Genomic DNA, 19,305 nt, shown 5'->3' on the forward strand with positions numbered 1-19,305 from the left:
TTGTTCGTGACGCGATTGGCCCAGGGGCCGTTACTCAGAAGTCCAACGTCAGCCCGGCATACAGCGCACGACCGTCACCCGGGGAGTGCAGGGAAGCATCCGCACCGTCCGGGTCGTACCACACGTACTCGTAGTAGCGGTTGGTGAGGTTCTTCAACTGCAGGTCCACGCTCATGGTTTCGCTGAGCTTGTACGTCGCGCGGAGGTTCATCAGTACGTAGCCGCCATACGTACCTTGGGTGTTCTCCCGCTCCAGGTAGTAGTTGGTCTGCCCGTTCGCCCAGGCAGTCAGCTGCAGCGCGGGAGTGGCCTGGTAGCTGATGCCGGTGTTCCACAGATGGTGTGGCACGTGATCGATTTCCTGGCCTTTGCTGCCTGGTAACGCGCTGCTGGGCTCAAGGATCTTGGAGTACTGCCAGGAGTAGGACATCCACACCTCGGTGCGTTCGTCCGGGTGCAGGTTGACCTGCAGGTCATAGCCCCAGCGGCGTGTTTCGCCGACGTTGTCCGACTCGCCGCTGGGGTCGTTCAGGCGACGGCTCACTTCGCCAGAGGCGTCCTGACGCCAATAGGCCACGCGGCCATCGACCCAGCTGGCCGGGGTGAACTTGACGCCGGTTTCCCAGCCTTCGTTGATCGACGGGTCCAGGTCCTCGTTGCGCGGCGGCACCTTGTAGGCTGCGGCGCCCGTCCCGACCTGGAAGGTGCGGCCCCAGTTGGCGTAAACGCTGGCGAACTTCCACGGCGAATAGACAATGCTGAGCTTGGGCTGCTTGATCAGCCCGTAGTCGTTGATGTCGTAGTCCTGCCCGGTCATCTTGTTGGTGAAGTCACCACTGATCTTGTCCACCCGGTAGGCCGGTACGATCTTCAGCGATTCGAACGGCTCGATCTCCGCCTGCACGTAGGCACCGACCGTGTTGAAGTCGAAGTCCTGGTCGCGTGTCTGCGCCTGGCGTACACGCTCCACGGTGCGGTAGCGTTCGCTGCGGTTCTGTTGCTTCTGCATATCGCTGCCACCTTCCAGCGCAAAGGCGTGCAGCCAGTCCACCTGTGGCCGCCAGGTCAGCGAGGTAATGGCGCCGTACTGATCCTCGTAGGTGTCGCGTTCCTGCTGTGAACTGGTGCGCCAGTACTGCGTCCAGCGACGGTCGTCATAGGTGTTGAGGTAGGTCTTGGCCGACCAGGACAGGGTCTCGGCCAGGTCGGTGTCGAAGTGCACGCTGACCTGGTTCATTCGCCGCGTGCCTTTGTCCGTGGCATTGTAGCCATTGCTCATGCGCGGATGATGGCGGGCGTCATCCTCGGTCAGGTAGCCGGCCTCCTGGGCTTCGGACTCGTAGTGGCGGGCGATCAGGCCAAGGCGGTAGCTGCCATCGTCAGGGGTATAGAACCACTTGCCGCCGAAACTGTAGCGTTCGGTGTCGGCATGGTCGCGGTAGCCGTCGACCTGCTGGCGGGCGAAGAAGTAGTTCTGCGTCCAGTTGCTGGTTTCGATACCCTTGGCCAGTTGCACCTCGCGGGTGTTGAAGCTGCCGTAGCGCAGGCGCGCCTTGTTGTAGTTACCGCCGGTGCGGGTGTTGATATTGACGTTACCGGCGATGTTGTTCAGGCCGTAGCGCGGGTCGCTGGTGCCGCGCACCACTTCGATGCTGTCGATGTCCATGGGGAACACCGAGTCGATGAAGGGCATGTTGCCGTCATTGGTGTTGCTGGGGATGCCATCGATCAGCAACTTGACCGCGTTCACTTCGCCTTCGCCATTGAAGCCGCGAAACGACAGTTTGCCCGAGGTGGTGCCCTGGTTGAACTCGGTCAGCATCACCCCTGGCGCGCGACTGAACAGTTCCCAGCTGTAGGTCACGGGCATCTTTTCGAGGATATCGCCCCCCAGGATGTCCACCGAACTGAGCACGCTGCTGGTGGCCAGCGGGCCGCTTTCGGTACTGGTCACGTTGACCGCGCCAAGGGTGAGGGTGGAGTTTTCAGTGGGCAAAGTTTCGGCAACGGCCAGTGACAGCGGGCTGAGGCTGAACAAAGCGAGCACGGGCAGGACAGCGCGTGCGGTGCAACGGAACGCAGGCATGGAAGGTTTCCTGGTCAGACAGTCGGGCAGGGCTGCGCACCGCAGGTCACGGGGCAGCTGTGGGCAAGCAACGACGGGTCAGGCCAGGGGAGAGGCGCGGGGGTTGAGCTTTGGCCACTGTTCGCGCGGCAGCGACAGCCTGTGGCTGTTACTGAGCAACAGTGCATCGGGCCAGTAGCGGGGGAACAGGTGGCGATAATAGTCGCTGGTCAGCAAGGCATGCCCGGCATGGCCACAGCAGCAGTCGCCGGCCTGGTGTTTCATGTCCGGCTGATCGTCGAGTTGCGGCAGCTCGGCCTTGAGCTGGGCCAGCAGTGACTTGGGCAGGCTCTGTGCACCGTGCAGGCTGCAAAAGCTGCCAAGAATCAGCGATTGGCTGTCGATGCGGGGTGATTGCAAGGCACGGTCGAGCGGCATCGCCAGCAGGTTGAACAGCACGGCGAGGCAGGCGAACAGACAAAGTTGTGCGCGTGCACGTGAAAGCATGAGTCACCCGAGCGAATATGGCGCGCATTAAGCCGCATCCGTTGCGGGCTGTACAAGTTCCGTGGTGCGCCTTTTTGTCGCAGGCGCACCACGCCGAGGGCTCAATGGCTGCGCATGCCGGCGGCCATCATGAACGCTCGGATCAGCCAAGCGAACTGGGCAGGATGAACAGTGTGCCTACCAGCATGAAGCCTTGGCTCTGGGGCGGCGCTGCGGCCTCCCAGATGCTGATCGACGGCGGGATGATGTTTGGCCACAGGCTGATGCCAAGGCCGCTGTAGCCCAGGAAAATCAGGGCCAGGGTCAGCAAGAACGGCGTGTAGTGCGCGTTGCGTGCCACGGCACGTAGCAGCCCGTAGCACGTCACCAGCACCAGGATCGGCACCGGCATGAACCAGAGCAGGTTGTGCATGCTGAACCAGCGGGCAATCGATGGTGGATACGCCAGCGAAGGTGGCGCCGAGCCCTTTGTCAAAACTGACCGCGCTGGCCGCAGTCGCTAAGTGGCCACAAAAAGTGCCACCTGCACCGTTGAGCATCAAGCCGCCGGCCTGACCATGCCCCAGGCCGCAATGCAGCACTGCGAACAGCACGCAGGCGTAGAGGCCCCAGCTGAGTGTGCGGCGACGTCCTGCTGCTCGATGCATGTCCTTTGCCCGGTGTTCGCTGTGATTGAAAATGGCGAGGCGCGGGTCTAGCAACGCCGCCCATCATGGTTAGGTGCGACTAGGTTGCCAGGGGCGCACAGTACCTGGCGCGTCCCTGGCGCACGAATCACTTGGACATGTAGTCGATTACCGCCTTGTAATCGTCGGCGGTGCAGTCCATGCACAGGCCGCGCGGCGGCATGGCGTTGAAGCCTTCGGTGACGTGCTTCACCAGAACATCGTTGCCTTGGGCCAGCCGTGGCTTCCAGGCCTCGTGGTCACCTTTCTTCGGCGCCATTGGCAATTGCCCGTTGTGGCACATCTGGCAAGCGCGGTTGAAGACCGCCTCCGGGTCCTGGGCTGCTTGAGCCAGGCTGGCGGTTGCCAGGCAAGCAAGCATTGCCAGTGTTTTCTTCATGACCGACCTCTCAGGTTTTTTATTGGAAGGCAGAGTCTAAGAGCGTGGTTATCCCTGTCAGGTGCGACGTTCTGACGCATGCGCGGTGTCAGGGCTTCATCTACCGGTCTGGCTGGCAGGGTGCGGCGAGCTGTCGCAGGGTGGCGGCTTGCAGGTGCCGTGCTACGTTGAAGCTGATCCGGTGTTTTACTCTTGGCAGGGTTTTCATCGGGTCAAACAAAAGCCGGGGCGCATTACCGTCCCGGCTTTTGTTTTTTCAGTGATCAGCGGCAATCGCTCAGGCCGCTGCCAAACACGAAAGGAGGCTCAACCGCGAACTCGAGTGGTCATTCTGCGTAGCCTTCGCCAGCCTAGTACGACGCCGCTGAGTGAAACCACCAGGCCGCCGATGCTCAAGGCGATGATCAGGCCTTCGCGTAACACTGGCCTTTGCAGCAGTGGCTGCAGATCCCAGCTGTGCAACAGGTTGAACAGCCAGCGACCGGCGCGTTGCCTGGCATCGTGGCTGGCGACCACTTCTGCGCTGGCCGGGTCGAGGTAGACCCACGTGCTGGCGGGGTCGTCGAAGCGCAGACGCAGTACCGGCAGTGGGCGGCTCTGAAAGCCGTACATGCTCTGGGCGTCACGGGTGAAATAGTAGGCGTCGTAGTGCCCTTGCCAGTTGGCCTGTACCACGACGCCTGCCGCCATCGCACGGGCCGCTGTCAGCAAGCGTCGTTCGGACAAGGCCCGCGCCGGCGGTGCGCCGGCTTCCAGAATCCGGCTATCGCCGGCGGCATTGCGGGCAACCAGGAAGGTGTCGCCGCCCAGGCGTTGCCACTGGATTTCGACAGGGTTGAACCCAGGCTCCCGGCTCAGGCTGGCCATGGCCTGGGCAACCGTCTGGCCGATATCCATCGCGCGTAGCGGCCCCTGACGTAGCGCCTGGGGGACCAACTGCGAACGACTGTCGGTCACACCCCAGGGGCGCATCGACATGAGTCCGCTGAATACCCACAGCACCAGCACCGTGCCGAACAGTAGCCCGCCGATGTGGTGCCAGCGCAGCCAGCCGCCAGGGTAGGGGCTGCACGAGCCGCTGCGATAGCGCTTGCGCAGCCGCAGGCGGAGTATGCCAACGGTCATGCCCAGGAGCGCCATGACCGTTGCGCCCAGGGACAGGCCGATCACCAGGGTACGCCAGCCGTTGTCGAAGCCGAACCCGCCCCGTAGCGGATAGAGCCAATGCAGCCATGCACCGACCCAGTTCCAGGCACGTTCCTGGGCGGTGGCGTCACGCACCACTTCGCCGGTGCGGCTGGACAGGTACAGCCAGGTGCCGGCTGTATCGTCTACCTGCACGTGATGCAAGGGGCGGTCGCCATCCAATGCCCTGGAGTGGGTCCACATGTCCTCGTCCACGGTGCCCAGGTAATCCAACCCGGCCTCACCGGCATACTGCCGGGCATTGGCCAGGGCCCAGGCTGCGTCGGCCCGAGCCAGAGGTTCGCCGCTGGCGGCATCGAGGATGACGCGGCGACCGTCGGCCAGTTCCAGCAGGTAGTGCGCGCGCCCGCCCAGGCTGGTCAGGCGCAGCGCCTTCAGCGGCTGTTGCGCCCAATGCTCGGGCAACTCGGCGCAGCACCCCGCCGGCAAAGCCGGCAGGTGGGCCAGGCGCTCGGCCGGTGTCAGCTTGGGGTAGCCGACGTACAGCATGACAACCCCGGAGACGAACCACAGCGCCATGAACAGGCAGGCGACGATGCCCAGCCAGCGGTGCCACAGGTACAGCTGGCGCTTCACGCTCATCAGTAGCGCCACTGCACAGCGACTTCCAGGCTGCGCGGTTCACCCAGGTAGTACTGGGTGTTGGTCTGGTGGATGAAGCGGGCATACACCTCGTCGGTGAGGTTGCGCAGCCGCGCGCTGACTTGCACGTGCTTGTCCAGGTCGTGGGTCATGGACAGCCCGTAGACGGTGTACGACGGTACCCATGCGGTATTGGCGGTGTTGGCGTACACCGATGAGACATAGCGGGCATCGGCCCCGACCTGCCAGCCGGGCGCCAGGTCGTAGGTCAACCAGAGGTTGGCCACGCGGTCGGGGATGTTGACCGGGTTCTTGCCCTTGCGCGAGTACACCACGCCGCCGATGGTCTCGTTGAATTCATCGTATTCGGCATTTACCCAACTGAAGTTGCCCGCCGCCAGCAGCTTGGGCGTGACCTTGAACGAGGCTGCCAGCTCGATGCCAGTGGAGGTCTGCTGGCCCGCCTGCTCGGTGGTGTTGGGCACGGTCGAGGAGGGCACGGAGATATCCTTGCGCACGATGCGATACGCCGCTGCCGTCGCCGAGCCGCGGCCGTCGAGGAAGTCGAACTTGCTGCCTACTTCGACCTGACGGCCGGTGCTCAGGTCGAAGTCGCCGACCTGGCTGATCGAGGCGCTGGTCAGAGTACCGCCTGGTGGTTCGGCCGAGGTGCTGTATTGGGTGTACAGGCTGACGTTGGAGGTCAGGTCATAGACCAGCCCCAGGCGACCGGTGATGGCGTCCCAGCGTCGGTCGAGCCTGGCTCGCGCCACATGGTCGACCACGTCGAAGTCGATATGGTCGTAGCGCAGCGCGGTGATCAATGACAGTTGATCGGTCAGGCGGGTGCGGTTCTCGACGAAGGCCGAGGTGGTGTCGGTGGTGGTGGTTCTGCCCTTGGTCATGGGCGCGTCCATACCGGGGATATCGAGGAAGTGCCCGGGTTCGAAGCCGTTCGGGTCAACCGTGTCGAACGCCCCCTTGGACAGCGGGTAGTTGGTTTGCTGGTTGGTGCTGTAGTCCATGCCGAACGCCCAGTCGCTGGCAAGGCCGAACAACTGGCCCTGGTGGGTCAGCTCGAGCTTGTCGCCGTTGACCTCCTGGTCGTGCCGCTGGCGATAGCCGCCCGAGCGAGCGATGGCGCTGTTGTCGGCGTTGTAGCGATACACCTCGAGATTGCGGTAATCGCGCTGGCCGTTGTAGTGGTAGAAGGTGTTACGCAGTTGGGTGTTGTCATCGAAGCGATAGTCGGTGATCGAGCGCAGCCACCGGGTGCGCTGCTCGTAGCGACCGTCTTCGACATTGTAGTTATTGAAACGGTTGTGCTTGTCGATGTGCAGTGTGCCGACCAGTGGCTGCAATACCGGTGTGCCCCAGTAGGGGCTGTCCTCTTGTTCTTCCAGGTATTCGATGGCCAGCGTGTGCGAGAGCTGATCGTTGATGTCGCTAAGCAGCGAGAAGGCCAGGTTGCCGGCCCCATTCTCCTGCCGATCGATATAGCCGTTGGTGCTGGTGCGGCTGTAGTCGAGGCGGGCATAGTGGCGCGGGCCGTCGCCCGTGTTCAGCGCCTTGTTGAAGGCGACCGACGTTTCCATGGTGTCGTAGCGTGCATAACTGACGCGCCCTTCGAAGGTGTCTTCGTCACGGCTTGCCAGCCGGGTGATGAAATTGAGGCTGCCACCGACAGCGCCGCTGCCGTTGAGGAAGGAGGATGGCCCGCCGAGCAATTCGACGCGGTCGTAGATCCAGGCGCCCACCGGGCGCGCCGCGCCGCCATACTGCAAGTTGATGCCATTGAACAACTGACTGATCTGGGCACCGTTGAACCCTCGGTACGACACATATCCCCCCCAGCCGGGCGGAGCCGAGGCGTTAACCCCGGGCAGTGCATTGGCGGCGTCCTGGAAGTTACGTGCGCCGATGCGCTCCATGGTCTTGCGGTCGGCAACGCTGATGGAAGCGGGGTTCTCCCTGGCGCTGAGGTTCAGCCGCGAGCCGCTTTCGATGGGGCGATCAAGGTCAAGGCTGGTTGCCTCCTTGGGTTGATTGGCTGTGGCCGTGACATTGCTGGCCGGCAGGGTCAGGGTGTCATCCTGCGCCCAGGCACAGGTTGCGCTGCCAACGAGCAGCGCCAAAGTGGTCATGCGGAACATGCAAGGCTTCCTGGCTGAAATCGGTGAGCACACGCCCGCTGCCGATCAGGCGGCACGGGGACGTGGCGATGTCAGAACGCGAGAAGCGAAGCAGGAGAGGCGCGGGGATTGACCAGTGGCCAACGATGCTTGGGCAGGCGTGGCGGAGGTTGGTTGGGTAAGGGGCTGCCCGGCTCGCCGGCGAGCAGGGTCAGCAGGCCGAAAAATACGGCCAGCAGTGTGGCGCTGAACAGGCTGGCGATCACACAGTCACCGCCGGCAGGCAGGGTCGGATCGCTGAAGTCTTGCTCACCTTTGACCATGCCGCTGCTGTCTGCCGTGCACCAGGCGGCATCATCCATGCCAGCCAGGCGCAACCCGGCCATTTGACCATGGCCCATGGCGCACAGCAACGAGCCGAACAGGATGCTGAAATACAGCACCCAGGCGACATGTGATCGTGTGTGGTGGGCCAGCTTCATGGCGGAACTCGGCGTGAAAACTGAATGATCAGGTTGGGAGGTTGGCGAGGGATTCTACATCTTCTGATGCATCTGAATAGTGTGATTTTTCAAGCACGAATATTCAATCGGGTACAGGCGCACGAGACCTATTGAACACCGATGAGTTCGGCAGCAAGCGCGCGGAGTTCGTCCTTGTCCTGTTGAAGTACAAGCCCACTGCCCGCGTGTGCAAGCAAGCGCGTGGCATGCCGGCTGCAGGCGGGTTGAAATGCGCGGGGATTGATGCGCGCCAGGCTGACCAGGGCTTTGATCAAACGCAGATTGACCTCTTGCAAAGCCGCGCCGTCCCGGCTGATCGGCGCAAAAAAATCGTCAAACAGGTCATCCGCCAGCAGTGCACGAACATAGACCTGCGGGCATTTGTTATCCGTGCTCTGCGCCACGGGATGCAGTTTCCCCCAACACGTCAGGCAGCGAATGCCGCGGCCAATGATGTCGATGGCTGTACCGGGATCATTTACTGCTGGAGAAAGCGCTCGCGAGGCGATCTCTGACAACACCGAAAGCCCGAAGCGCGGGTCATGCTCGAACGTTCTCCTGAGGCCGATGGTCACGGCAGCGAGCATCTCGATGTCCAGCGCGCCATTGTCATCGAGCGGCTCGCCATCCACGGCCAAGGCCCGTGCCACCACCATACCCTCATGTACAAAGGTGCCAGGCAGGACTTCGAGGAAAATTCGAATCTCGGTGCGCGTTGCAATCTTGCTCAACGTGAGGACATCGATGTGCTGGACATAGCCGGTCTGGCGGCTTTTCACTTCATGGGTTACCCCAGGAAACTTGAGGTCAGGCGGGTAGGCTGCAGCGCCCAGAAACGGGTGTTCAACACGCTGCTCGATGGCTTTGATCACAGCTTTTTCGACACGGTCGATCGTCTCGCCTACGCGCCCTAGTTTGGAGAGGTGATCAATCCAGCGCAGCAAGGTGTAGATGATCAGGACCACCACTGCAATCGTCACGGTGAAAAGCACTACACGACCTTGTGTACCGTAGGCTCCGGTGCTCAGTGCAATGATACCGACGAGGCTGAAGAGAAAGGACCCGATGAAGGTCGCCAGAGCGTTCTGTGTCGTGGCGTCCTCCATGACCAACGAAGTGGCGCGCGGGGTTACGCCACTGCTGGCGGCACTGTAGGCCGAGACCATTGTACTGAGCGAAAACGTCGTGACGGCAAGCATGCTCGAGGCGATGATGCCCAATATCTTGTCAACGGCATCTGCACCGATACGTGCAGGCAAGCTGACCGGCACTGCATCCTTGAACACCATGGCCAGTAGCGCGGTAACCACCCCCAACAGGGAGAAAAGCGTTGCTCTGAACCAGAGACGCTTGGCAATTCGCGTAGCCAACCAACGCCAGCGAGCTATCATGAACACCTCCTGTTGCCGAGAGTGTAGGCCCTTATGGAAAGCTGCAGTTATTCATAAGCTGTGCCTTCAAAACCTCCACCGCCTTGGGCCTTCTGGGGTTGGCCTTGTGAAGCAGGACTACCTTGCGCATGTAGCTGTCAGCGTCCGGCACTGGCGTTGCCTGTACGTCGTCAGTCTTCAATCCCGCCCAGAGTGGGACAACAGACACCCCCATGCCTTTTGCGACCATGATGTAGATAGCATCCAGCGCATCCAGATTACAGAGGACATCGGGTTGCAGGTCATTGTCATTCAAGTACTGCTGGGCAATCTGCCCACCCCAGGCATGTGAGTCATATCGAATCAGGTTTCGACCTAGAATCGTCGAGCGGATGTCGCGCTTGTCAACGGGGTCTTTGGTCAAAAGCATCAGGGGTTCTTCTCGAAGCACCTGTACACGAATGCTTTTGGGGACGCTGAAGGGCGGATATACCATGATTCCCGCATCGAGCTCTCCGCAGGCTACTTGTTCGTAAAGACTGCGCGAGTCCCCTGGCGTGATGCGTAGCCTCAGTTGCGGGGCAATGCTTGATAGCTGATTCATGGCCTCTGGCAATATGCCTGTCAACGCTGTAGAGATCGCACCGATCTTGAGATACCCCGACAGGCTACTGGTGTCCAGATCCTCTTTCAGCTCTGCTGCCCCCTGGATCAGATCTCGAATCTTCGGCAGCAACGACAGGCATTTCTCGGTAGGTTCGACAGCATGTGCGCTTCGGTTCAGGAGTTCGCACGCCAGCGATTTCTCGAGTGCTTGTATACGCTGGCTGACTGCAGGTGCTGTCAGGTTTTCCCGTCGAGCCGCCGCTGCAATCGAGCCGGTCTCTATCACCGCCATCAGGCTTTCGAGAAATCGAGTGTCCAAAACATTTCCTTTCGCTGAGAGATGGAAAAATGCGCTTTAGCACTTGCGCGAGGCTACGCTAACCTCCCCGAAAGTTCTATCAGAAACCAAAGAGGGTAGTTATGAAATCGTTATTTCATGTTTCATACCATGTTACAGATCTCGAAGCATCTCGTAACTTCTACGGTAATATTCTCGGCTGCAAAGAAGGCCGCACGAGTGACACTTATTTGGATTACGATTTCTTCGGTCACCAGATTTCACTTCACAAAGGTGTTCCTTTTCCAACTACCCGTACCGGTAAAGTCGGCGACCATGAAGTGTTGATGCCGCATATCGGCTTGGTGCTGCATCTGGATGACTGGTTCGCGATGGCAGACCGCCTGGCGCTTCATGGTGTGCAGTTCGACATACCGCCGGTTGTACGATTCCCGGGCCAACCTGGGGAGCAGCGAACGATGTTTTTCCTGGACCCCAGTGGCAACCCGATCGAGATCAAAGGGTTCAAGGACTTTGAAGGTGTATTTGCCACCTGATTGGCAAAAACGTCCGGGACGCGCCTCCCGCTTTGTCTGCGTGAGATAAGAGGCGTGTATCGATGAGTGGCCACTCAATAAAAATAACAAGCTCCAACGATGTGTTTGGCATTTTTGCCGGCCAATGTACAGTCCAAATTATAATAACTGGAGGACGTATGGCGAAGACTAGTCTGGTGACTAGAATTATTGTAGGTCTTGTGCTCGGGGTTGTAGTGGGGGCACTTCTCAATTACTTTCCCGAGTACAAAGCCTGGATAATCAGCAGCTTTTTGCAACCCGTCGGCGATATTTTCATCAAGATGATGAAGATGATTGTCATACCCCTTGTATTTGCGTGCATGGTCGGCGCGATCGCAGGCAATGGTGATAGCAAGGCGATAGGGCGGGTAGGGGTGAAAGCCTTGTTCTACTTCTTTGTCGTGACCAGCATCGCAATTGTGTGCGGCCTGCTGGTTGGCAATCTTGCGCAGCCAGGCGTAGGTGCCAACTTGACGACCCTGGCAAACACCCAATCGCTCTCGCTTCCCTCTACCTCGGAGAGCACAGGTTTTGCTCAAGTCATCCTCAATATCATCCCGGACAATATCGTCGGTGCAATGGCGCAAGGAAAGCTGCTGCCTGTCCTGTTCTTCTCGGTCATGTTCGGCTTTGGGCTAAGTGCTCTGGACAAAGAGAAGAAAATGCCGTTGATCGCGGTAGTCAATGCCATTTCCGCGACGATGTTCAAGGTGACGCATATCGTGATGCACTACTCACCCATCGGGATCTTTGGCCTGATCGGCGTGACGGTCGCCAACTTCGGGCTTTCCGCGTTGCTGCCTCTGGCAAAACTGATTGCCGTCACCTACGTCGCGGTCATTCTGTTCGGCGTGGTCGTGCTGGGCGGCATCGCGAAGGTTGCCGGGATCAACATCTTCGACCTGATCAAGGCGATCAAGGATGAGTTGATCCTGGCGTTCAGTACTGCCGCCTCGGCGACTGTCATGCCCCAGCTGATTGAAAAGGTCGAGGCCTACGGTGCGCCGCGTTCGATTGCTACGTTGGTGATTCCTACGGGTTATTCCTTCAATCTGGATGGCGCATCGCTGTTCGTGGGCATCGGCACGCTGTTCATCGCGCAGCTGTATGAAATTCCCCTGAGCTTGGCTGACCAGGCGATGCTGATCATCATCATGGTGCTGACCTCCAAGGGCGCAGCCGGCGTCCCGGGGGCCATGTTCGTGATCTTGACCGCTACGCTGACCAGTGCCGGCCTGCCTGTGGAAGGTATTGCATTCATCGCCGGAGTCTATCGCTTGATGGACATGCCGATCACGGCGCTGAATGTCTTGGGCAACGCACTGGCGCCTCTGGTTGTGGCGAAGTGGGAGAACCAATACCGGATGCCTGCTGCCCCGGTGGTAGCGCCCGGGGAGCGCCCGCAAGTGTTGACCTGTTCGATTGGCGCTGGGGGCTCGGCAAAAACGACCTAGTGTGTTCATCGACATGATCGCCCTGCATGTGATGCAAGTGCCCATCATGCAGGTAATCGACATGCCCATCGAGTTCGATTGCCGTGTGGCCGCAGCCGGGCTTGTGCCAATGGTCATGGTGCGGATGCTGGTTGCAGGCACTCATTCCGAACGTCTCCAACTGCCATACCTCGGCCGTCACGGCCGAGGTAGGTCGCTTATGTTACTCGTGGTGCGGCTCACCCAGGAACGTCAGTGAACTGAACAGACTCTGCTGGGCCACGGGGCTGCCGTCTGCCATTGGCAGGGTAGCCTGGGCCGCGATGATGTTGAGTCCTTCATTGCGTACGGTAATACGTGCCCGGCCTTGCTTGTCGGTGGTGGCGCTGACCTGGTGAGGGGCGCCCCGGTAATCGCCCTGCAGCGGGATATCAGCAGCCGGTTTGCCATCGAGCAGTACCTGCACTTCCAGCGTCTTGCCTGGCCCGACTTGCAGAGGGTCGCTCAGGGGAACGATCGCTAAACGCAGCATGTCCAGTTTCGGCAGGCGGGCGCCGCTCTGGTAGATCGCCAGGCTGTATTTCAAGCTGTGGGTGGAGGCGATCGCATCCTTGACGTGGGTGCGATCCTGATTGACCCATTGCTTGTCCGGGCGCTGCGACCAAGGCCCGTTGTCCAGCAGCACGGCAAGTGCCGCAGGCGGGGTAAGTGGTTGCAGCACGGCATGATCCGCCAGGCGCTCGACCGTGACCGGGACCATGTTCCCTGTCGCGTCGAACGCCCAGGCGCGCTTGATCTTTTCCGCCTTGTAGGCGTTATCCTCGGCGCCGTGGCCGTACACGGCCTCGATATTGCCACGTCGCTCCTCGGTCCACAGGCCGTGGGCGCCTGCGTTGACGCTGACCATCAGGGTCAACAGGGATGCGACTTTCAACGATGGATGCATGATGGTTCCTCGGTTCAAAGGCTAAGGGTCAGGCTGACACTGAAGTTGCGTGGCTCCCCGGGCAGCACCCAAGCGCTGTTGTACGAGCGTTCGTAGTACTTGCGGTCGAACAGGTTGTTGAGGTTGAGGCCGACGGTGACCTGTTCGCTGGCCTTGTAGTGCGCCAGCAGGTCGACCGTGCTGTAGGCGTCCAGGGTGAAGTCGCTGCCAGCCTGGCCGGAGCGTTCGCCGACGTAGTTCACCGCTGCGCCCACATCCGAACCGCGCAGGGCCCCGTCCTGGAATTCGTACACGCCCATCAGGCTGCCGCTGTTACGGGCGATGCCGAGCAAGTCGCTGCCTTTGGGCAGGGCTGCGTCGCCCTTGGTGACCTCGGCGTCGATGTAGGCGTAGGCGCCGATCACTCGCAACGCGTCGGTCAGCTGGCCGCTGAACTGCAGGTCCAGGCCTTGGCTGCGCGCTTCGCCCGCCGCCACGCTCTCGCCAAGGGCGTCGGTGGTGATGACGTTCTCCTTGTCGATATGGAACAGGGCGATGGTCGCGCCCAGGCGGCTGTCGAGGAGGTCGAGTTTGACCCCGGTCTCGTAACCCAAGCCCTTTTCAGGCTTGTACACCTGGCCCTGGGTGCCGATGGTGTTGGGTTTGAACGAAGTGGATGCGTTGGCGAACACGCCGACTTGCGGGGTCAGTTGGTACAACACCCCGATGCGCGGTGTGGCAACGTCCTTTTCCTGGCTGTTGCTGAGACCCGTGGTGCGGTTCTGCGAGGTCTGCTCGAAGCGCTCCAGGCGTACGCCCAGCAACCCGCGCAGGCGCTCGGTGAAAGCGATCTGGTCTTGCAGGTTGATCGCGTAGCTTTCAGTGTGCTCGAAGAAGTCGTTGGCACGGGTGATGGCTGGCTTCGGCTTGCCGTATACCGGGTTGTAGATATCCAGCCCATACGCTGCGGAGGTGGCGCTTTGCGGGTACTTCTGGCTGTTGCGGTAGTTTTCGTACTCCAGCCCCACCAGGGTCTGATGCTGCCAGCCACCCAGCTCGAACTGCCCGTGCAGCTCGGCCTGGGTGATGTTGTCGTTCCATTCGAAGTCGCGTTCGCGATAGAAGCGCGTGATGGTGGTGCCCACCAGGGCCTGGGGCTCGGAGCTGTTGCCCTTGAGCGTGCCCTGGGTGTAGTGGTTGGCCAGGCGCAGCTTCCAGTTGTCGTTGAGCACGTGTTCCAGCGCCACGTCGAGGGTCTGGTTGTCGTTGCGGATCTCGCCGTCATTCGGCTCGCCAAGGAAGGTCGAGCGCTTGACCGAACCCATTTCGCCGTTGACTGCCGGAATGCCGCGATCGAACACCGACTCGGTGCGGGAGAACTCGGTGTCGATCATCAGTCGGGTGTCGGGTGACAGTTGCCAGCTCAGGGAGGGGCTGACGATACGGCGCTCGCTGCCGACATGATCGCGGAAGCTGTCGTTGTCTTCGACGGCGAGGTTGATCCGGCCCAGCAGATTCCCTTCGCTGTCCAGCGGCGAGTTGGCGTCCAGGGCGGCGCGGTAGCGGTCCCAGCTGCCTGCGCTGAGGGTGAGGGTACTGAAGGCTTCGGCCTGGGGGCGCTTGGTGACGATGTTGACCAGTCCGCCAGGGTCGCCACGGCCGTACAGGCTGGCAGCCGGGCCTTTGAGCACTTCGATGCGCTCGATGTTGGAGGTGTCCGGCGAGCTGTAGCTGCCGCGGTTGATGGCGAAACCGTTCTTGTACAGCTCGCCCGTGGTGAAGCCGCGCACACTGTAGTTGAGGAAAGTCAGGCCGCCGAAGTTGTTCTGCCGCGACACGCCGCCAGCAAAGTCCAGGGCGCGGTCGATGCGGGTGGTGTTGAGGTCCTTGATCACCTGCGCGGGCACGACGTCGATACTCTGCGGCGTGTCGCGGATGTCGGTATCGGTGCGGGTGGCCGTGGCAGAGCGGTTGGCACGATAGCCTTGCACCGGCCCGTCGGCGCGCTCTTCGAGGTAGGCGTCGGTGATGGAGGTTTCGTTCAGCAGCAAGGGTTGTGCCGCTGAAATCGGCTGGCCGAACAAGCCCAGCGTCAGGCCGGCCAGAAGGGGGGCACGAGAGTTCACGTAAAGTCTCCGTTTTTCACGCTATAACGTTGCATTGTTGGATACGTCCTGACTTGGGCACTGTCCACGAGCTCGAAGGGGATCACAACGGATACACCATCAGGCTCCACGGTGTAGGCTGCTCAGGCTGCTCTCGATGCCAACATCGATGCCGCGCCCTGCTTCGGGCGGTGCTGCATCACAGATGACAAGAAACCCTTGCGAGTAGAGCGGCCCGCCTTGCGTCAGACCTGACAAATGAATCCTGATGAGGAAATGTTCATGTTTTGGGATGCGCATGTTATTAGATGTAATAACGTAACACCAGTGGTTAGCGCTCATTACCGGTTGCAAATGATTCTTGTTGGTCAGGCGCAGATGCCTGCGGGGCGGACCAGGCCGAAGCATCGTGCGGGTGCAGGCTTTCCAGATGGCGAACGTGCACTTGGCTATCGCGGTAACCGTGCAGGCTTGCCTGAATACGCCGCGCAGCGTCTTCGACGAACATCAGGTTCTGCCCGTTGAGTGCTGCGAAAGCCTGTTCGTCAGCCCGTTTTACGGCGGTCTGAACCGGCGTGCGCAAGGCGCCTTCGACGTGGTCGATCAGGGCCAGCAACCCGAGATCCGGGGCATCGGCAGGTACCGTGACGCGCACTCGAGCTTCGCTGCGTTGGCTATGTGGCGTCGCCAGCGACGCGTTGCTGCGCAGCCACTGCGCGACGGCGCTGGCTTCGAGCAGTGGCTGGTCCTTGAAGGTTCGCAGGAAGCCGTCCTCAATCAACTGCCGGGAGAGAGCGGCCGAGCACGGGCAGGTCGAGGAGTAGCCGATCCTGACCTCGATACTCAGGTTCAGCGCCCCACCGACCTTCGTCGCGAGCACGTGAACCGGGTACGACTTCCAGCCAGAGAGGCCCTCGGTCACCAGTGCAGGGCGGCGAACCAGCAAGTCGAAATCCAGGCGCACCCTGGCACTGCGGCTTTCGCAATCCTGATGGCTGTCGATCATCTCCTGCAACAGCGCAAAGAGGCTTGCCGGCGACACCGCCGCAGCCTGCCCCCAGGCGTCCAGCAGGCGATACAGCCTGGACATGTGAATGCCTTTGACATGCGGTGCCGGCAGGTCGACCTGGACATCCGCCCGGGCGTGCAGTTCACGCTGGTAGGTCGGTTCTTCGATCCTTACCGGCAGGTCGATACCCTGCATGCCGACCCATTGCAGCGGGCTGAGGCTGGGGGCCAGGTCGGTGACGGAAACGTCGGGTAATGCTGAGCTCATCATGTATATCCAGTGGTGGGAGCCTTGCACGTGGCAGCAAGGCGTTTGAATCAGTTCCAGCCGGGGAAGGGGTTGGTCAGCTTCATCCAGCCTTCCGGTCCCTGGGCCATTTCCTCATCGGTCAGCAGGCAGGCATCGAAACGCGCCCGCAGCGCTGCCTCGTCCATTTCCATACCGATCAGCACCAGCTCCTGGCGGGCATCGCCAACGTCCTCGTGCCATTTCGACCTTTCGCCCTTGGATTGAGGGTATTGAGGATGGCCATCAGGCGATCGCGCTCTTCGCCACTGATCAGGTCGGTCTTGTTCAGTACGATGACGTCGCAGAACTCGATTTGCTCGATCAGCAGGTCGACCACGGTGCGCACGTCTTCCTCGCCCAGCGATTCACCGCGTGCCTGCAGGCTGTCGCGCGAGCTGTAGTCGCGCAGGAAATTGAAGGCATCGACCACGGTGACCATGGTGTCGAGGCGTGCCACTTCGCTGAGGCTGCGGCCATCCTCGCCTTCGAAGGTGAAGGTTTCCGCCACCGGCAGTGGCTCGGAGATGCCCGTCGATTCGATGACCAATTGATCGAAACGACCCTCTTTGGCTAGACGGTCCACTTCGAGCAGGAGGTCTTCGCGCAAGGTGCAGCAAATACAGCCATTGCTCATCTCCACCAGCTTTTCGTCGGTGCGTGACAGCTCGGCGCCACCCTCGCGTATCAGTGCGGCATCGATGTTCACATCGCTCATGTCGTTGACGATCACCGCGACTCGCCGGCCTTCGCGGTTGTTCAGAATATGGTTGAGCAGGGTAGTCTTGCCGGCTCCGAGGAAGCCGGAAAGTACAGTGACGGGCAGCCGCGCGGCTTCGTTGGTATGGGGGACAGGGGTGCTCATCGGGAGGCCTCATGATAAAGGGTGGTGCGCATGCGTGCGGCTCTGCTCAGTCCTCGCCTGCATCACGGCGAGTACAGGCGGCGCATTTACCGTGCAGCTCGATGACCGAGCTGCACAGCGAAAACACGTTCTGTTTCATCCAGTGCCCCAGGGCCTGGTTCAGGTGCGGTACGTTGAACTCATCGACATGGCCGCAACTGTCGCAGATGGCGAACGCTCTGAAACCTGCTTCGCACTGGCTTGGGCAGGTGCAGCTGACATAAGCGTTCAAAGACTCCAGCCGATGAATCAACCCTTGCTCGGCCAGGTGGCCCAGCGCGCGGTAGATCTGCGTCGGCGCCCTGACACCTTCATTGCGCAGGCTGTCCAGAATGGCGTAGGCACTGAGCGGCTTGTCGGCTTGCTGAAGCGCCGTCAGGACACGTTGCTGATTGCTGGTCAGTTGCATGCAGGTCTCCTTCCGTTGGCGGGCAGTCTTCATTTTGTTCTGGATTTGGGATGTTATAAAGTAACAATAATAAAATGGCTAGCGAAATTGCCCGAGGCTTCGCTGGTTCGCAGGTCAATGGGAGTCCATATGGATCGTCGACGAGTGCTGAAACTACTGCTTGCATGCCTGGCATTGCCGCTGCCTCTTGCGGCACAAGCCGGGCAGGCGGTTAAACGGGTTTGGGTGAGCCGGTCGGGCAGCGTCACCAAGGTGTCGCTGGAGCTGACCGGGCCGGTGGCGGCGAAGCATTTCAGCCTCGCGGCGCCACCGCGGTTGGTTGTTGATCTTCCTCAGGCCAGTCTGCAGGCGTCACTGAACGATCTTGCCCTGGACGGCACTGCCGTCACAGCCGTACGCAGTGGCATCACCGCGTCCGGTGACTTGCGTATCGTGCTGGACCTGGCCGACTCGGCAGTGCGCGGCGAAGTCCGCTCGCTCAACACCGGGCCGCATGGCCTGGAGTTGGTACTCACTGGGCTACCGGTGGGCGTTGCGCCGGAAGTTGCCAAGCCCTTGGCGCGACAGCGCGACCTGTTGATCGTGGTCGATGCCGGGCATGGCGGCAAAGACCCCGGTGCAGTAGGGCCCAAGGGCGAGCAGGAAAAGCACGTTGCGTTACAGATCGCCAAGTTGCTGGCCAAGCGCCTCGATGCACAAAAAGGCTACAAGGCACGCTTGGTACGCAGTGACGATGTGTTCATTCCGCTGCGCAAGCGCGCCGAACTCGCTCAGCGGCTGAACGCGGACTTGTTCGTGTCGGTACATGCCGATGCTGCACCGCGACTCACGGCGTCTGGGGCATCGGTGTTCGCCTTGTCGCAAGGGGGCGCGACGTCGTCGATGGCGCGCTGGATGGCGCAGCGGGAAAACGATGCAGACAGGGTCGGCGGGGGATTGCCAATCAAGCTGCGTGAGCGCGACCCCATGGTCGCCAGCGTGCTGCTGGACATGTCGATGAACTCGACGATCGCCACAAGCCTGGATCTCGGGCATCAGGTGCTCTCGCAGCTTGGGCAGGTGTCGGGCCTGCATCAAGCGCGGGTGGAACAGGCAGGTTTCGCCGTGCTCAAGTCGGCGGCAGTACCTTCGATCCTGGTCGAGACCGGTTTCATTTCCAATGCCGGAGATTGCCGGCGGTTGCATGATGCCCGTCATCAGCGCAAGGTCGCGGAGGCGATATTCGCCGGGCTGGACAGCTACTTCCGCCAGAAACCACCGGCTGGCAGCCTGATCACGGCCAAGAGAGAGGCGTGAGCAACGCTGCGTGTCCTTGCGCTTGAGCGCGGTGTCCTCTCGAACAGG

15 protein-coding genes and 2 pseudogenes are annotated in these 19,305 nt (G+C 61.0%); 3 read left to right on the forward strand and 14 right to left on the reverse strand.

Annotated elements, in window-relative coordinates:
• Positions 1-34: 34 nt before the first annotated feature.
• The 9 genes and pseudogenes from ACI7M0_RS12205 to ACI7M0_RS12245 all read right to left on the reverse strand — a co-directional run bounded on the left by ACI7M0_RS12205 (position 35) and on the right by ACI7M0_RS12245 (position 10,355).
• Positions 35-2,086, reverse strand: a complete 2,052-nt coding sequence (locus ACI7M0_RS12205; RefSeq protein WP_129932991.1) for a TonB-dependent receptor — start codon at positions 2,084-2,086, stop codon at positions 35-37.
• Positions 2,087-2,164: 78 nt separating this feature from the next.
• Positions 2,165-2,572, reverse strand: a complete 408-nt coding sequence (locus ACI7M0_RS12210; RefSeq protein WP_129932990.1) for a DUF2946 family protein — start codon at positions 2,570-2,572, stop codon at positions 2,165-2,167.
• A 142-nt stretch (positions 2,573-2,714) separates the two neighbouring features.
• Positions 2,715-3,002, reverse strand: a pseudogene (locus tag ACI7M0_RS12215) (cytochrome d ubiquinol oxidase subunit II); the annotation flags it as partial.
• A gap of 344 nt (positions 3,003-3,346) precedes the next feature.
• A complete protein-coding gene (locus ACI7M0_RS12220; protein WP_010954210.1) occupies positions 3,347-3,637 on the reverse strand; it encodes a cytochrome c5 family protein in 291 nt (96 codons plus the stop codon).
• 306 nt (positions 3,638-3,943) lie between these two features.
• Positions 3,944-5,419: a PepSY domain-containing protein gene (locus tag ACI7M0_RS12225; protein ID WP_256658257.1), complete on the reverse strand. Its 1,476-nt coding sequence runs from the start codon at positions 5,417-5,419 to the stop codon at positions 3,944-3,946.
• Positions 5,420-5,424: 5 nt separating this feature from the next.
• Positions 5,425-7,578 carry a TonB-dependent siderophore receptor gene (locus ACI7M0_RS12230; protein WP_129932988.1) on the reverse strand — a complete coding sequence of 718 codons (2,154 nt, stop codon included), beginning with the start codon at positions 7,576-7,578 and terminating at the stop codon, positions 5,425-5,427.
• Between the two features lie 71 nt (positions 7,579-7,649).
• Positions 7,650-8,039 (reverse strand): DUF2946 family protein, encoded by a 390-nt coding sequence (locus tag ACI7M0_RS12235; protein WP_129932987.1) that lies wholly within the window; start codon positions 8,037-8,039, stop codon positions 7,650-7,652.
• 128 nt (positions 8,040-8,167) lie between these two features.
• Positions 8,168-9,451, reverse strand: coding sequence for a DUF2254 domain-containing protein (locus tag ACI7M0_RS12240; RefSeq protein ID WP_064493484.1), 1,284 nt, complete (start codon positions 9,449-9,451; stop codon positions 8,168-8,170).
• Positions 9,452-9,482: 31 nt separating this feature from the next.
• Positions 9,483-10,355, reverse strand: coding sequence for a LysR family transcriptional regulator (locus ACI7M0_RS12245; protein ID WP_129932986.1), 873 nt, complete (start codon positions 10,353-10,355; stop codon positions 9,483-9,485).
• A 101-nt stretch (positions 10,356-10,456) separates the two neighbouring features.
• Between ACI7M0_RS12245 and ACI7M0_RS12250 the strand changes: the two genes are divergently transcribed.
• On the forward strand, positions 10,457-10,870 hold the full coding sequence (locus ACI7M0_RS12250) for a VOC family protein (protein WP_064493486.1): 414 nt from the start codon (positions 10,457-10,459) through the stop codon (positions 10,868-10,870).
• Positions 10,871-11,028: 158 nt separating this feature from the next.
• The gene (locus ACI7M0_RS12255) at positions 11,029-12,345 is read left to right on the forward strand and encodes a cation:dicarboxylate symporter family transporter (RefSeq protein WP_129932985.1); all 1,317 of its coding nucleotides are present in this window, start codon (positions 11,029-11,031) and stop codon (positions 12,343-12,345) included.
• A 202-nt stretch (positions 12,346-12,547) separates the two neighbouring features.
• Here ACI7M0_RS12255 and ACI7M0_RS12260 read toward each other — a convergent pair whose 3' ends face one another.
• From ACI7M0_RS12260 to ACI7M0_RS12280, 5 genes and pseudogenes are all read right to left on the reverse strand, one after another.
• Positions 12,548-13,270: a DUF4198 domain-containing protein gene (locus ACI7M0_RS12260; RefSeq protein WP_104887674.1), complete on the reverse strand. Its 723-nt coding sequence runs from the start codon at positions 13,268-13,270 to the stop codon at positions 12,548-12,550.
• A 14-nt stretch (positions 13,271-13,284) separates the two neighbouring features.
• Positions 13,285-15,375: a TonB-dependent siderophore receptor gene (locus tag ACI7M0_RS12265; protein WP_129932984.1), complete on the reverse strand. Its 2,091-nt coding sequence runs from the start codon at positions 15,373-15,375 to the stop codon at positions 13,285-13,287.
• Between the two features lie 310 nt (positions 15,376-15,685).
• Positions 15,686-16,630: a GTP cyclohydrolase FolE2 gene (folE2, locus tag ACI7M0_RS12270; protein WP_129932983.1), complete on the reverse strand. Its 945-nt coding sequence runs from the start codon at positions 16,628-16,630 to the stop codon at positions 15,686-15,688.
• Between the two features lie 50 nt (positions 16,631-16,680).
• Positions 16,681-17,513 (reverse strand): annotated as a pseudogene (locus tag ACI7M0_RS12275) (GTP-binding protein).
• Between the two features lie 46 nt (positions 17,514-17,559).
• A complete protein-coding gene (locus ACI7M0_RS12280; RefSeq protein ID WP_020190656.1) occupies positions 17,560-17,961 on the reverse strand; it encodes a Fur family transcriptional regulator in 402 nt (133 codons plus the stop codon).
• A 129-nt stretch (positions 17,962-18,090) separates the two neighbouring features.
• Here ACI7M0_RS12280 and ACI7M0_RS12285 point away from each other — a divergent pair, with 129 nt between their 5' ends.
• On the forward strand, positions 18,091-19,257 hold the full coding sequence (locus tag ACI7M0_RS12285) for an N-acetylmuramoyl-L-alanine amidase (RefSeq protein ID WP_129932982.1): 1,167 nt from the start codon (positions 18,091-18,093) through the stop codon (positions 19,255-19,257).
• Positions 19,258-19,305: the final 48 nt, after the last annotated feature.

It is taken from the genome of Pseudomonas sp. 10(2024) (genome assembly GCF_045164175.1).
Taxonomy (GTDB): domain Bacteria; phylum Pseudomonadota; class Gammaproteobacteria; order Pseudomonadales; family Pseudomonadaceae; genus Aquipseudomonas; species Aquipseudomonas alloputida.